Source organism: Micromonospora rubida, assembly GCF_009908295.1.
GTDB lineage: Bacteria > Actinomycetota > Actinomycetes > Mycobacteriales > Micromonosporaceae > Micromonospora > Micromonospora rubida.
Genome location: NZ_JAAALO010000004.1, coordinates 757922 through 772358, shown reverse-complemented (window position 1 = coordinate 772358; position 14437 = coordinate 757922). Strand labels below are relative to the sequence as shown.

The window sequence follows — 14437 nt, the reverse complement described above, 5'->3', positions numbered from 1 at the left end:
GGCCGAACCCCGAATGAATGTGACCAGGATCATCGAATCCGCGCATCGGGTAAACGTGCCATGTTCGGCTCGTGACAGGCCTATTACATGGGCCAGCAGATTCAGCCCGGTTCGCCGAGAAAAGCCCGGCGAACGACCCGCTCGGCGGCGTGGCCGTCGTCCAAAGCGCAGAACCGGGCCCGGAACCGCTCACGGGCCGCGGTCGCGGCCGGGGCGTCGACCGCGCCGGAGCGGAACAGGTCGAGCAGACCGGGGAAGCTGGTGGTCACGGCGCCGGGCGGCTCGGCGAGCAGGTCCAGGTAGACGCCCCGGGCCAGCCGGTACGCCGTCCAGTCCGGCGCGTACACGACGATCGGCCGGTCCAGCACGGCGTAGTCGAACATCGCCGACGAGTAGTCGGTGACCAGCACGTCGGCGGCGAGGTAGAGGTCCTCGACCCGGTCGTGGCCGCTGACGTCCCGGATCCGGGCGCCGCCCGGGCCGAGGACCGGCCCGACCGACCCCGACGGCCGGCGGTCCCGGTCGTGGAAGTAGTGGCTGCGGATCAGCAGCCGGCCGGCCGGGCCGAGCGCGTCGAGCAGCAGGTCCGGGTCGAACGGCGGGCGGTACCCGGGCAGGTGCTCGCGGTGGGTCGGGGCGTAGAGCACCACCCGGTCGCCGGGGGCGAGGCCGAGCCGGGCACGCACCTCGCGCACCTCGCCGGGGGTGGCGGTGGCCAGCCGGTCGTTGCGTGGGTACCCGACCTCCAGCGTCGTGTACGTGGCCGGGTACGCCCGCTCCCACATCTGGGTGGAGAAGCTGTTCGCGGAGACGCTGTAGTCCCACCGGTCCACCCGGCGGAGCAGCTTCGCGAAGTCCATCCCCATCGCGCCGGCCGGGTAGCGCTGCTGGTCCAGCCCCATCACCTTGACCGGGGTGCCGTGGTGGGTCTGCACGTGCACCGAGCCGGGCCGCTTGCGCACGAAGTCGGGGAAGTTCACGTTGTTGACCAGCCAGCTGGCCCGGGCCAGCGCCCGGTGGTACTCACGGCTGCCGGCCACCACGAACTCCACCCCGCTCGGGAGGGAGCCGACCCGGTCCCGCCGGACCACCCACACACCGCGCACCTGCGGGGCCAGCCGGCGGGCCGCCTCGTAGATCGCCGCCGGATTGCAGGCGTACCCGCGGTACCAGTACGCCGCGTAGACGGCCAGCGTCGGGTCGAGCGGTCTGCGCAGCTCGGCCCGGTAGTACTCGCGCAGCAGCGCGTCGCGGCCCAGTCGGGCGGCCCGGCGGACCACCGGCCTCGCCCGGCGGACCTGCCGGCGGGCGGCGTCCCGGGTGTGGTTGGCCGCCCGCAGGGCGCTGAACGTCCACCACCGGCCGGCGGCGGCCAGCCGGTGCTTGAGCCCCTCCACCCCGTCCGGCACCGGGTAGCCCCCGGGCGGTCGGAAGCGGGCGTGGTCGGCGGTGATCTGGGCGAAGAAGGCGGACCGCAGCTCGGGAGCGATCCGCTCGCCGTTGCCGAGCACGGTCAGGTAGTGCCAGATCATCCGCTCGAAGAGCGCCGGGCGCAGGTCGTCGACGGTCGGCGTCCACCGGTCCATCAGCCGGAACACCCGGTGCCACTGGACGAACACCTCGAAGTGCCGGTCCCCCCGGGTCCGGGTGATCGCGCCGGCCCGACGCTGCCGGTAGTTGACGCAGACCCGGTCCAGCACGCCGATCCGCTCGGCGGCCATCAGCACCGGGAAGCTGAACGGCACGTCCTCGTACCAGCCGGGCTCGAAGCGCAGCCCGAGGTCGACCAGGAACTCCCGGCGGACCAGCCGGTTCCACGCGGTGTGCAGCAGCCGCAGCGTCTCCGGCCGCTCGCGCAGCCGGAAGGTGGCCGGTCCGGGCGGCTCGGGGAAGACCTCCCGCATCGCGCTGTGGGTGGGCCGGTTGTCCCAGCGCACCCGGACGTGGTCGACGAGCAGCACGTCCGGGCGGGTGGCCCGGAGCCGGGCGGCCACCTCCGCCAGGCAGTCCGGGGCCAGCCAGTCGTCGCCGTCGACGAACCACACGTACTCGCCGCCGGCCAGGTCCAGCCCGGCGTTGCGGGCCGGACCCAGGCCGATGTTCTCGGCCAGCCGGACGGCGCGGACCCGGTGGTCCCGGGCCGCGTAGTCGGCCAGGATGTCGCCGCTGCCGTCCGGCGAGTGGTCATCGACGCCGATCACCTCGACGTCGTCGAACGGCTGGCCGAGGATCGAGTCGAGACACTCGCTCAGGTACGCCTGCACCCGGTAGGCCGGTACGACGAAGCTGATCAGCGCCATCGACCGGCCCCCCACGTCAGCCCGGCTGGCGGACACCTCCGCGCGCCGGGACGCCCGCGGCCCGCCGGGCGCGGGCGGGCAGGACGACCCAGGCCAGGACCACGCTCCCGACGAAAACCATGAACAGGTACGCACTGAGTGTAACCATCACAACAGCCGCGAATCCGACGATCGCCGCGATGGCCAGCAGCACCGAACGCCCCTCCCAGCCCAGCGTCCACGGGTGCAGCGGCGGGGCCGCCTGCCGCTTCTCCAGCCGGGCCGTGAGGTCGTAGTGGTGCAGGGTGAGCACGAAGACGTACCCGAAGACCGCCCACGCCGGCACCCCGGCGACCACGCCGACCGCGACGGCGAACACGTACTCGCCGGCCCGCAGCGCGGCCGGGACCAGCCAGTCCAGCGGGCCGTCGTGCGCCGCCCCGGCCCCCAGGCCGGCGACCAGCAGCACCAGCAGGGCCGCCGGCACCGCCCAGCGCAGCCCGGCCGGGTCGCCGTCCCCACCCGCCCGCAGCAGGGCCGCGACCAGCAGCGCCGCCGGGCCGAGGACGCCGATCACCGCCAGCGTCAGCGGGCCCACCGGGCGCAGCGCCGGGAACCGGGCCGCGAGCGGGCCGTCGTCGCGGTGCAGGGTGGCGTCGACCGTGTCCAGCACCGGCACCCGCATCCAGCGGGCCCGCAGGGTACGCAGCGCACCCGTGTACGCGAACGCCAGCACCCCCCAGGTCAGCACCGCGACCAGGGCGACCAGCGGGTTGAACAGCGCCACGGCCAGCGCGATCAGCGCCCACCGCTCCCCGATCGGGAACACCACCGTCCGCTTCAGCCAGTACGACAGCGACCCCGTGTCGGCCTGCACCCGGGTCGACGCGGCGTTCAGCTTGTCGCCGATCCCGCCGCCGCCCGCGCCTGCGGTCTTCGGCCGGCGGGCCGCCTCGTCGTGCAGCACCCCGTACCAGGTGTCGGTCATGTGCCGGACGGTCTGCAACGTCATCGCGGCGATGGCCAGCGCCCAGCCGTACCGGTAGCCGGCGGCCGTCGCCCCGTAGCCGAGGCCGGCGTACACCACGTACTCCTTGGCCCGGTCGGCCATGGTGTCCAGCCAGCCACCCCACGCGCTGAAGTGCCGGGTGTAGCGGGCGAGCTGCCCGTCCACGCAGTCCAGCATGAAGCCGAGGTACAGCAGCACCGCGCCGGCGACCAGCGCGGGCCGGCCGCCGACGCCAAACAGCACCGCCGCGGCCACCGCGAACAGCACGGAGATGGCGGTGACCCCGGTCGGCGTCAGGCGCAGCCGCGCACACGCCTTCGTGACGTACGGGGACCAGGTGCTGACGAAGTACGTGGTGAAGAAGTCGTCCTTCTCCTTCACCGACAGCCGCAGCTCGGCCCTGTCCTCGTCGACCGCGCCGAGGGCCGCCTCGGCGCCGGCCAGCCCGGCCGGGTCGGCGACCCGGTGGGCGACGAGCAGGCGTACCCGGTGGGCGAAGGTCAGCGTGCCGAGCGCGGTGAGGCCGGCGAACAACCGGTCCACCGCGGGCCCTGCCGGGTCGGGTCCGAGGGCCGCACCGGCCGGAGATCCGGCCCGGGCGGCGGCGGCCAGCGCCGGCAGGCCGTCCGGCCCCACCCGCAGCGCCCCGCCGAACACCCCGGTCGCACCGCCGACGAGCTGCCCGTCCACGGCTGCGGCGACCACCTGGCCGCGCTCCTCGCGCACCACGGCCCGGCCGGGGGCCGGCGGGTCGGTGAGCACCAGGGCCACCGTCGGCCCCACCGGGCTGGTGGCCAGGTGCCGCAGTACGGCGGTGTGCGCCACCAGGTCCGCCCCGCTGACGATCACCGGCCCGGTCGCGGCGTCGGCGAGGGCGGCCAGCTCGGCCAGGTCGGCGGCATGCCGCACCTCAGTCGCCCCGGCCCGGCGCCACTGGTCGGCCAGCCGGTCGGCGAGCGTCGCCCCGGCGCGTGTCGGCAGGCCCGCAGCCGGCGAACCGGCGGCGAGCACGATCGCGAGCGTCACCGCGGAACCGCGGCGTGATACGCGTCCAGCGCCTCGGCGATCGTCCCGTCGACGATCAGCCGCCCGGCGTCGAGATACAGCCCCCGACGGCAGAACCGGGTCAGATCCTTTTCGTTGTGTGACACCAGCACCAGTGTGCGTCCCTCCCCCAGCAATCGGTCGATCGTCGCATAACACTTCTCGCGGAACTCCGCGTCCCCGACCGCGGTCACCTCGTCCATGAGCAGGACCGGGTGCGGCAGGTGCGAGATGATGGCGAAACCGAGCCGCACCTTCATCCCCGAGGAGTAGTGCCGCACCGCCGCGTCGATGGCCCGTTCCACCTGCTCACCGGCGAAGGAGACGATCTCGTCGAAGTGTTCGCGCAGGTAGCCCGACGACAGCCCGTGCAGCCCGCCGACGAGGTACAGGTTCTCCCGCCCGGTCAGGTCGTTGGAGAAGCCGGCGGACAGCTCCAGCAGCGGCGCCACGTCGCCACGGACCCGGATCCGTCCCTCGTCGGGGATCAGCACCCCGGCGATCAGCCGCAGCAGGGTGCTCTTGCCGGTGCCGTTGCGGCCGACCACCCCGACCGTCTCGCCGGCCGCGACGGAGAACGACACGTCCCGCAGCGGCCAGAACCGGCCGGCGTCGGCGGACCGGCCGCCCGGTCGGATGAAGAACTCCCGCAGCCGGAGCTGCCGCCGCCGGTTGCGGACGAACCGGATGCCGAGGCCGTCCGCCTCGATGATCGGTTCCGCCATCACAGCTCCCCGGGCGCCGTCGTCACAGCCGCCATCACAGCTCCTTGAGCACGGCGGGTTCGAGCCGGCGGAACGCCCACCAGCCGGCCGCCAGCACCAGGAGGCTCACCACGATCGTGGTGGCCAGCAGCCGGGCGTCGGGGAACTGGTCCGGGTACCAGACCGCGTGGTGGAGCTGGAAGATGCCGACCAGCGGGTTCAGCTCGTACCCGGCCTTCACCCAGCCGGGCATGGTGGACTCCCGGACCAGGCTCAACGGGTAGATGATCGGGGTGGCGTAGAACAGCAGCCGGATCACCAGCCGCATGAACCGCTCGATGTCGCGCATCAGCACGTTGAGCGCCGACAGGAGCAGCGCCAGCCCGACCAGCAGCACCGCCTGCACGGCGACGGCGAGCGGCAGGGCGAGCACCGACCAGCCGGGGTGCACCTCGCCGCGCGCCACGTAGCCGACGGCGATGGCGACCAGGATCGGCAGGCCGGCGGCGTACTCGGCGAACCGGCCGGTGATCCGGCCGATCGGGAAGACCTGGCGCGGCACGTTCATCGTGGTGATCAGCCGGGCCTGCCCGGTCAGCGCGTTGGTCGCCTCGCTCAGCGCCGAACTGGTCCACATCCAGGCGAAGATGCCGGTGATCAGGAACAGCGGGTACGACGCGGCGGCCTGCCCGAGGTGCCGGCTGGTGTCGCCGGAGTAGAGCACCCCGAAGACGAACCAGTAGATCGCCCCCATGCCGAGCGGTTCGATCAGCGACCAGAGGTACCCGAGCACCGACTGCTGGTACTTCACCGCCAGGTCGCGCCGGACGAGGATGCGCAGCGAGTTCCGGTGCGCCCACAGCGCCCCGACGCCAGACGTCACCCCGCCTCCTCGACTCCTCGCCGGATCAGCACTCGATCACGTTGACGGCCAGGCCACCCCGCGCCGTCTCCTTGTACTTGACCTTCATGTCGGCGCCGGTCTCACGCATCGTCTTGATCACCTTGTCCAGCGAGACGTGGTGCACCCCGTCGCCGCGCAACGCCAGCCGGGCGGCAGTGATCGCCTTGATGCTAGCCACCGCGTTCCGCTCGATGCAGGGGATCTGCACCAGGCCACCGACCGGGTCGCAGGTGAGCCCGAGATTGTGCTCCATGCCGATCTCGGCCGCGTTCTCCACCTGCTCGGGGGTGCCGCCGAGGGCCTCGGCGAGCCCGGCGGCGGCCATCGAGCAGGCCGAGCCGACCTCGCCCTGGCAGCCCACCTCGGCACCGGAGATCGAGGCGTTCTCCTTGAACAGCACGCCGATCGCCCCGGCCGCCAGCAGGAACCGGACCACGCCCTCGTCGGACGCCCCCGGCACGAACCGGGTGTAGTAGTGCAGCACCGCAGGGATGATCCCGGCCGCGCCGTTCGTCGGGGCGGTGACCACCCGGCCGCCGGCCGCGTTCTCCTCGTTGACCGCGAGCGCGAACAGGGTCACCCAGTCCATGACCCGCAACGGGTCGGTGTTCCCGGTGTCCGCCTCCAGGCTGCGCCGCAGCTCCGCCGCGCGCCGCCGAACCTTCAGCCCGCCCGGGAGTACGCCGTCGCGCTCGTAGCCCCGCTCGACGCACTCGCGCATCACCCGCCAGATCTCCAGCAGCCGGGCGCGCACCTCGCCCTCGGTGCGCCGGGACCGCTCGTTGGCGAGCATCACCTCGCTGATCGACAGCCCGTTGCCGGCGCTGACCGCCAGCAGCTCCGCCCCGGTCAGGAACGGGTACCGGACAGGGGTCGTGTCGGGGACGATCCGGTCCGCCCCGGCCGCCGCCTCGTCGACCACGAACCCGCCGCCGACCGAGTAGTACGTCCGCTGCCGCAGCTCCGCCCCGGCGGCGTCGTACGCGACGAAGGTCATCCCGTTCGGGTGGTACGGCAGCGACCGGCGCCGGTGCAGCACCAGGTCCCGGTCCGGGTCGAAGTCGATCTCCTGGGCGCCGAGCAGGCCGAGCCGCCGCTCGGCCCGGATCCGCGCCACCCGGGACCCGACGGTGTCGGTGTCGACCGTCTCCGGCGCCTCCCCCTCCAGCCCGAGCAGCACCGCCCGGTCGCTGCCGTGGCCGTGGCCGGTGGCGCCGAGCGAGCCGAACAGCTCCGCCCGCACCCGGGCCGTCGTGGAGAGCAGCCCGTCGGCCTTGAGCCCGGAGACGAACGTCCGGGCGGCCCGCATCGGGCCCACGGTGTGCGAGCTGGACGGCCCGATGCCCACGCTGAAGAGGTCGAAAACGCTGATCATGTGCACTTCCTCGCCGTCGGCCCCGCCGCGCGGACCCGGCCCCGGCCTCCCCGATCGGGTCGGCCGTCCCACCGCCGTCCGGGTGTGGACGACCAGACCGGCGAGCCTACCCGCCCAGCTCACCCGCCCCCCAGCTCCGCGTGCACATTCACGGAATCAGTGCCTAAAGGACCCTCGAAGGCCACTAATTCCGTGAATGTGCGGCTTCCTCGGCGGGCTGGGCGTCGCGGCGGCGACGCCCGGGTAAGCACCTACGGGTCAGGGGGTGCGGAATCACCCTCGGGACGGAGGGCGGGGTGGTTGTCCGTTCTTACCGTGGAATGCAGAGGCGGCGGGTACGCCGCAGAGTGGGAGTACGACGATGAGTCGCAAACTGGTCCGGCCCCGCGAGGGGCGCATGCTCGCCGGGGTCTGCGTCGGCCTGGCCCGCCGGTTCAACACCTCCGCCAATCTGGTCCGGCTGCTGTTCCTGCTGTCGCTGCTGCTGCCCGGCACCCAGGTGGTCGTCTACCTGGTGCTGTGGGTGCTCATGCCGAACGAGGACCGCTACGCCGCCGCCCGCCACTGACCCACCACCCACCACCCGCGGAAGTGCCCGCCCCGGACGTCCGGGGCGGGCACTTCGTCGCTGGCGGAAGGACGTCAGGGTGCGGTGTAGGTGACGGTCACCTTCTCGTACCCGAGGGACCGGAGCAGGCCCTCCAGCATCTTGCGGGTGTTCTCCTCGGCGCGGGCGGACAACCCGCTGTCCCGGGCGGCGGCGGTGATCCGGTCCTCGGCCAGCTTGTACACCTGCTGCTGGCGGTTCGGGTCGCCCTTGACCAGGTCGTTGAGCCGGTTGATCAGCCCTCGCTGCTGCGCGACGACGTAGCTCTTCTCCAGGTCCAGGTTGGTCTGGGCGAGCTGCGGCGCGGGGAGCTTGACCTCGACGGACTTCCCGTCGGCCGAAACGGCAATCGCACCCTCGGCGATCTTGCCGAAGTCGACGTACGCCTCGACGCTGCCCGCCCCCACGAAGAGGGTGCGCTCGTTCAGCAGGAACTCCGGGACGTTCTTCCGGTCGTTCTGCAGGTCGACCACGACCTGGAAGTTGCCCTCGGCCGCGACGTAGCGGCTGAGATCCTGGATCGACTTCAGCAACGGGGGCTGACTGCGGTCGGCCTGCTCCTTGCGGAACGGGTTGCGGAAGTCCGGGAAGACCCCGGCCACCTGCGTGCCGAGCAGCACCACCACGGCCAGCGCCGCAGCGCCGAGCACCAGGAGCAACCCCCGGGCGGGCCCGGAGGGGCCCTGCGGGGCGGGCCGGTCGACCTGACCGTCGGGCTCACCGTCAGGGGACATCGCGCTCACCATCCTCGATCGGACACATCGTCTTCCGATGACGGTACGGCCATCGTGCGACACCCGCTCGGCGAGCAGCCGGCCTGCGTCAGTCGACCTGGCCGGAGAGCACCAGCACCCGGGCGTGGATCTGGTTGCGCTGCTGGAGGGCGGCGCGCAGCGCGCGGTGCAGCCCGTCCTCGAGGTACAGCCCGCCGTTCCACTGCACGACGTGCGGGAACAGGTCGCCGTAGAAGGTGGAGTCCTCGGCGAGGAGCTTGTCCAGCGCCAACTCACGCTTGGTGGTGATCAACTGGTCCAGCCGCAGCGGGCGCGGCGGGATCTCCGCCCACTGCTTGAGTGTCAGGTTGTGGTCCGGGTAGGGACTCCCGTCCCGGACCGCTCTGAAGATCACGAAGGTACGCTCCCCTCCCCCTGACCGGGCCGACCCGCCGCGTCGGGTCGCATCGCGGTGTGGCGCCGCGCGACGCGGCACCGATGACCGTGCCAGCGTAGCCGCCCGTGCCACACCACGTTTTACTCCCTCTTGTCGCATTCACTACTGCGGCGCCCCGGCCCGGCCCTCACCGGTTCTCCGGGCCGCCGGTCGCGGTCGGCCCCGCGCACCGGTCAGCTCCAGCGACCCCGGCGGACCACCTCGTCGACCGGGCGACGCCCCCGGCGCAGCGACGGCGACCGGTGGTCCGGCGCCCGGTAGCCGACGGTCAGCGCGCCGATCGGCTGGTACTCCTCCGGCACCCCGAAGGCCTGCCGGTACGCGGCGGTGCACTGGGGCGGGATGCCGAAGAAGCACGCGCCCAGCCCCTCGTCCACGGCGGTGAGCAGCATCAGCAGGGCGGCGAAGCCGGCGTCGACGTGCCAGTACGGCACCGGCCAGCGGTCCGTCGAGCGGTCCGCCCAGCCCTTGTCCGGCTCGGCGTACCGGTCCAGATAGGCCGAGCGGTTGGCGTGCGGCACGACGATCAGCGGTGCCCGCCGCATCCCGGCCAGCCACCGCTCCCGCCCACCGCCGTCCGGGGTGGTGGCCGCCCAGAACCGTTCCCGGTCCTCCGGCGCCTCCAGCACCAGGAATCCCCAGCCCTGGGCGAACCCGGCGGACGGGGCCCGGACCGCGTGGTCGAGCAGCCGCTCGACCACGTCGGGCGGGACGGGGCGGTCCGGGTCGTAGTTGCGCACCATCCGGCGCCGCCGGACGACCTCGGCGAACTCCATGTCGCTCCCTCGCGCCGGCCGCTCAGGCCCCGGGACGGATGCCCCAGGCGCCCCGCCAGGTGTCCCCCGGCTCCAGCGTGATCACGTCCTTGCCCGAGCGGAACGCGTCCGGCGGGCAGGTCATCGGCTCGACGGCCACCGAGCGCCGGTGCCGCTCCCCGCTGAGGGTGTCGCCGGTGAAGACCTGCCACCAGCCGAACTCCCGGTCCGCCCAGATCCGCACCGCGACGGCGTCGTCCGGGGCGGCCAGGGTCACCGAGGATCCGCCGTCGGCGGCCCGGATCACCTCGCCGAACGCCGCGTCGAGCACCACGTCGCCGATCCTGCGCGGGCTGGTGTAGTCGTACTCGGTGCCCGCGACCGGGGTCGCCCCGACCGGCAGCAGCCGCCCGTCCAGCAGCACCCGGGTTCGCCCGGGCACCTGGATCGAGATGTCGTCGACGGCCACCCCGGGCAGCCGCAGGTACGGGTGCGTCGAGAAGCCGAACGGGCAGGGCCCGTCGCCGACGTTGGTCGCCTCGTGCTCGACGAGCAGTCCGTCCGGGCCCACGGCGTACCGGGTGCGCAGCCGCAGGCCCCACGGGTAGCCGGGGGTCGGCGGCAGGTCGTAGCCGACCGTCACCGCGTCGTCGGCCTGCTCGACCAGGTGCCAGCGCGCCCAGTTGACCAGGCCGTGGATGGCGTTGTTCCGGGTCGGCTCGGTCAGCGTGAGCTGCAAAGACCGTTCCCCGAAGGAGTACTGCCCGTCGCGGATCCGGTTCGGCCACGGGGCCAGCACCTGCCCGGCACCGCCGGGGCAGATCTCGTCGAGGTCGTACCCGTCGAGGTAGTCGGCCCCGTCGTGCCGGTATGTCCGCAGACCGCCGCCCACCTCCACGATGACGGCCTCGTGGCCGGCGGCGGAAATGGTCCATTGCGCGCCTGACGGCGGGGGGGTCGCGGCGTTCTGCATGCCGGTGACCTTAGTCGTTCACTCCTGGGCACGCGGTGTGGCGGCCCGGTAGCGCAGCAGCGCCGGGAAGGCCGCCACCAGCAGCACTGCCAGCACCGCCGAGGCCAGGCCGCCGCCGACCCAGGCGACGCCGGTGCCGAACCCGGCGGCCGTCGCCCCCGCGCGCAGGTCGCCGAGGCGGGGCCCGCCCGCGACGACCACCGTGTTCACGCCCTGGAGCCGGCCGCGCATCCGGTCCGGCGCGTGCACCAGCAGCATCGTCTGCCGCAGCACGGCGCTGATCAGGTCGGCCGCACCGGCCAGGGCGAGCAGCCCGACCACCAGCCAGAGTTGGCGGGCCAGCCCGGCGGCGGCGATGGCCACCCCCCAGCCGACCACGGCGAGGACCAGCGCCAGCCCCTGCCGGCGGAGCCGACCGATCCAGCCGGAGGTGAGCCCGCCCAGCATCGACCCGATGGCGATCGCGCTGTAGAGCCAGCCGACCGCCGCGCCGCCGCCGAACCGTTCCTGGGCGACCTGGGGGAAGAGCGCCCGGGGCATCGCCAGCACCATCGCGATCAGGTCGATGACGAAGGAGAGCAGCAGCACGGGGGTCGCGGCCAGGTAGCGGAAGCCGTCCACGATGCTGCTCAGCCCCGCCCGGCGGGGCACGGCGGAGCCGTCCGGGCCGGGCTCGGGGGGCAGCGCCGGCAGCCGGAAGGTGGCCCACAGCGAGACGGTGAAGAGCAGGGCGTCGACCGCGTACGCCACCGGCAGGCCGAGGCCGGTGCCCCAGCCGGCGAAGATCAGGCCGGCGGCCAACGGCCCGAACACCGAGGCGGCGGTGTGGGTGGTGTAGTTGAGCGTGCTCGCGGCCGCCACCAGTTCCGTCTGCACCAGCCGGGGCAGGATCGCGCTGCGGGTCGGCGAGGTGACGGCGAACGCGGTGGACTGCACGGCCACCAGGGTCAGCAGCAGCACCGGGCTGCCCACCCGCAGCAGGGCCTGGACCAGCAGCGCGAGCGTCGACGCCCAGAGCAGCGCCCCGCCGGCGAGCAGCACCCGGCGGCGGTCCAGGGCGTCGGCGACCGCCCCGCCCCACAGCCCGAAGACCAGCAGCGGCAGGAACCCGGCGACGCCGAGCAGGCCGACCCAGAACGAGCCGCCGGTCAACGCGTACATCTCGACCGGCACCGCGACCGCGGTGAACTGGAAGCCGAACATGGCCACGGCGTTGCCGAGCCACACCCGCCGGTACGCGGGCACGCCGAGCGGGCGCAGGTCGATCGCCCAGCTGCGCGGTCCGCGCGGCCGGGTCTGCCTGACGGCGGTCACGGGGCCAGTCGCTCCACGACCCACTCGCCGTCGCCGGCCGTCCCCGGGGAGGCCCCCGTGCGGCGGAACCGCAGCCGGTCGTGCAGCCGGCTGGCCCGGCCCTGCCAGAACTCCACCGTCTCCGGGCGCACCCGTAGCCCGCCCCAGTTCGCGGGGGCGGGAATCGGCTCCGCCCCAGCGAAGCGCTCGGCCGCCGCCCGGTAGCCGGCGTCCAGCGCGGCCCGGTCCGGGATCACCTGGGACTGGGCGCTGGCCCAGGCGCCGAGCTGGGAGCCGCGCGGCCGGCTGGCGTAGTACGCCTCGGTCTCGGCCCGGTCCACCGGCTCGATCCGCCCGGCCACCACCACCTGCCGCTGCATCGCGAACCAGGGAAAGACCAGGCTGGCGTACGGGTTGGCCAGCGCCTCGACGCCCTTGCGGGAGCCGTGGTTGGTGAACAGGACGAAGCCCTCGGTGTCGTACTGCTTGAGCAGGACGGTGCGGCCGCTGGGCCGGCCCAGGGCGTCGGCGGTGCCGAGGATCATGGCGTTCGGCTCGGGCAGCCGGGCGGCCACCGCGTCGGCGAACCAGTGGGCGAACTGGGTGTGCCAGTCGGCCGCCAGGTTCGCCTCGGAAAGGCCCAGGTCGGCGGCGTACTCGTTACGCATCCCCGCCGGTCCGGGTGTGTCACCCGTCACAGTCAGCCTCCCCCTCGTCGGGCCGCCCGCATCCGCACCGCTGGCCAGCCCCGCACCCCCAGTCTCACTGAGGCCGCTCGGTTGTCCACCGGCGGGGATGAGGCGTGCAGCACAGTCGCACTGGGTCGCGCAGCCGGTTACTCAGCAGGCAAGATGTCACGAACACGTCCCTGAGGATCGCCTAAGGTGCTTGACCGGTCGGGCCGGATGAGCTTGGGCGGGCGCATCGAGCAGATCCAGGAGAGAGCGACATGGCCGACTTCAAACCCGGGCTGGAGGGCGTCGTAGCCTTCGAGACCCAGATCGCCGAGCCGGACAGGGCGGGGGGCGCGCTGCGCTACCGCGGCGTCGACATCGAGGATCTGATTGGTCAGGTCTCCTTCGGCAACGTCTGGGCGCTGCTGGTCGACGGGCGCTTCGGCCCCGGCCTGCCGCCGGCCGAGCCGTTCCCGGTGCCGGTGCACTCCGGCGACATCCGCGTCGACGTGCAGTCCGCCGTCGCCATGCTCGCCCCGTACTGGGGGCTCAGCCAACTGCTGGACATCTCCGACGAGCAGGCCCGCGAGGACCTGGCCCGGGTCTCGGTGACCGCGCTCTCCTTCGTCGCCCAGTCCGCCCGCGGCCTGGGCCTGCCGGCCGTGCCGCAGAAGGAGATCGACAAGGCCGAGACGATCGTCGAGCGCTTCATGAAGCGCTGGCGCGGCGAGCCCGACCCACGGCACGTCAAGGCCGTGGACGCGTACTTCATCTCGGCCGCCGAGCACGGCCTGAACGCCTCCACGTTCACCGCCCGGATCGTCGCCTCCACCGGCGCGGACGCCGCGGCCTGCATCTCCTCCGGCATCGGCGCCCTCTCCGGCCCGTTGCACGGCGGCGCCCCCTCCCGGGTGCTCACCATGCTGGAGGCCGTCGAGCGCAGCGGGGACGCCGAGGGGTACGTCAAGGGCGTCCTGGACCGGGGCGAGCGGCTGATGGGCTTCGGCCACCGGGTCTACCGGGCCGAGGACCCGCGCGCCCGGGTGCTCCGCCGCACCGCCAAGGAGTTGGGCGCGCCGCGCTTCGAGATCGCCGAGGCGCTGGAGAAGGCCGCCCTGGCCGAGCTCCAGGCCCGCCGCCCGGACCGGGTGCTCGCCACCAACGTCGAGTTCTGGTCGGCCGTGGTGCTGGACTTCGCCGAGGTGCCGGCGCACATGTTCACCTCGATGTTCACCTGCGCCCGGATGGGCGGCTGGAGCGCGCACATCCTGGAGCAGAAGGAGCTCCAGCGGCTGGTCCGCCCGTCGGCCACCTACATCGGCCCGGGCACCCGCAAGCCGCGTGAGGTCGAGGGCTGGGACGCCATCCCGCACGGCGTCTGAGCCCGACGCCTGTCACCACCTGGGTGCGCGACGCCCGTCCATTCCGTCAGCGCCAACGAGGAAGGGGCCCCGCCGGTCGGCGGGGCCCCTCCGCGTTCCCGGGGGCTGGCCGGCCGCGCGACCGGCGGGTGTGTCCCACGCCTCACCGCCGGGTGCCCGGGTCGGCCCGGGTGCGAGGATGAGGGCTCGGCAGAGCCGCCGGACCAGTATCGGATCCCGGCCGACCGTGCGCCCGCGCACGCGACCGCCGTCGATCCGCACCCGCCCG

Annotated in this window: 13 protein-coding genes; 2 read left to right on the top strand and 11 right to left on the bottom strand. The window is 73.5% G+C overall.

The genetic code is table 11. The features are described from left to right. Window positions 1–101: 101 nt before the first annotated feature. From GVV04_RS18095 to GVV04_RS18075, 5 genes are read right to left on the bottom strand one after another with little or no spacing between them, the layout of a single operon-like run. Complete coding sequence (locus tag GVV04_RS18095) at window positions 102–2300, bottom strand: bifunctional glycosyltransferase/CDP-glycerol:glycerophosphate glycerophosphotransferase (protein ID WP_161689179.1); 2199 nt, start codon at window positions 2298–2300, stop codon at window positions 102–104. 16 nt (window positions 2301–2316) lie between these two features. Continuing rightward, window positions 2317–4314, bottom strand: coding sequence for a DUF5941 domain-containing protein (locus GVV04_RS18090; protein ID WP_161689178.1), 1998 nt, complete (start codon window positions 4312–4314; stop codon window positions 2317–2319). Then, complete coding sequence (locus tag GVV04_RS18085) at window positions 4311–5057, bottom strand: ABC transporter ATP-binding protein (protein WP_161689177.1); 747 nt, start codon at window positions 5055–5057, stop codon at window positions 4311–4313. Before GVV04_RS18085 ends, GVV04_RS18090 begins: the two co-directional genes overlap by 4 nt. A gap of 34 nt (window positions 5058–5091) precedes the next feature. Further along, window positions 5092–5919 (bottom strand): ABC transporter permease, encoded by an 828-nt coding sequence (locus GVV04_RS18080; protein ID WP_161689176.1) that lies wholly within the window; start codon window positions 5917–5919, stop codon window positions 5092–5094. Between the two features lie 25 nt (window positions 5920–5944). After that, window positions 5945–7315: an L-serine ammonia-lyase gene (locus GVV04_RS18075; RefSeq protein WP_161689175.1), complete on the bottom strand. Its 1371-nt coding sequence runs from the start codon at window positions 7313–7315 to the stop codon at window positions 5945–5947. Between the two features lie 361 nt (window positions 7316–7676). Between GVV04_RS18075 and GVV04_RS18070 the strand changes: the two genes are divergently transcribed. Continuing rightward, the gene (locus tag GVV04_RS18070; RefSeq protein ID WP_161689174.1) at window positions 7677–7883 is read left to right on the top strand and encodes a PspC domain-containing protein; all 207 of its coding nucleotides are present in this window, start codon (window positions 7677–7679) and stop codon (window positions 7881–7883) included. 74 nt (window positions 7884–7957) lie between these two features. Here the strand turns inward: GVV04_RS18070 and GVV04_RS18065 are convergent, their stop codons facing one another. The 6 genes from GVV04_RS18065 to pdxH form a co-directional block, all read right to left on the bottom strand. Next, on the bottom strand, window positions 7958–8656 hold the full coding sequence (locus GVV04_RS18065) for a DUF4230 domain-containing protein (protein ID WP_161689173.1): 699 nt from the start codon (window positions 8654–8656) through the stop codon (window positions 7958–7960). Window positions 8657–8744: 88 nt separating this feature from the next. Beyond that, a complete protein-coding gene (locus GVV04_RS18060; RefSeq protein WP_161689172.1) occupies window positions 8745–9050 on the bottom strand; it encodes a type II toxin-antitoxin system VapB family antitoxin in 306 nt (101 codons plus the stop codon). Between the two features lie 215 nt (window positions 9051–9265). Beyond that, on the bottom strand, window positions 9266–9868 hold the full coding sequence (locus tag GVV04_RS18055) for a nitroreductase family protein (RefSeq protein WP_161689171.1): 603 nt from the start codon (window positions 9866–9868) through the stop codon (window positions 9266–9268). A gap of 22 nt (window positions 9869–9890) precedes the next feature. Continuing rightward, window positions 9891–10820 carry an aldose 1-epimerase family protein gene (locus tag GVV04_RS18050; protein ID WP_161689170.1) on the bottom strand — a complete coding sequence of 310 codons (930 nt, stop codon included), beginning with the start codon at window positions 10818–10820 and terminating at the stop codon, window positions 9891–9893. Window positions 10821–10838: 18 nt separating this feature from the next. Then, window positions 10839–12134 (bottom strand): MFS transporter, encoded by a 1296-nt coding sequence (locus GVV04_RS18045; protein WP_161689169.1) that lies wholly within the window; start codon window positions 12132–12134, stop codon window positions 10839–10841. Then, window positions 12131–12817, bottom strand: coding sequence for a pyridoxamine 5'-phosphate oxidase (gene pdxH / locus GVV04_RS18040; protein ID WP_201753767.1), 687 nt, complete (start codon window positions 12815–12817; stop codon window positions 12131–12133). The genes GVV04_RS18045 and pdxH overlap by 4 nt, the downstream gene beginning before the upstream one ends. Window positions 12818–13062: 245 nt before the next feature. Between pdxH and GVV04_RS18035 the strand changes: the two genes are divergently transcribed. Next, a complete protein-coding gene (locus tag GVV04_RS18035) occupies window positions 13063–14169 on the top strand; it encodes a citrate synthase 2 (RefSeq protein WP_161689167.1) in 1107 nt (368 codons plus the stop codon). The last annotated feature ends 268 nt before the right edge of the window (window positions 14170–14437 follow it).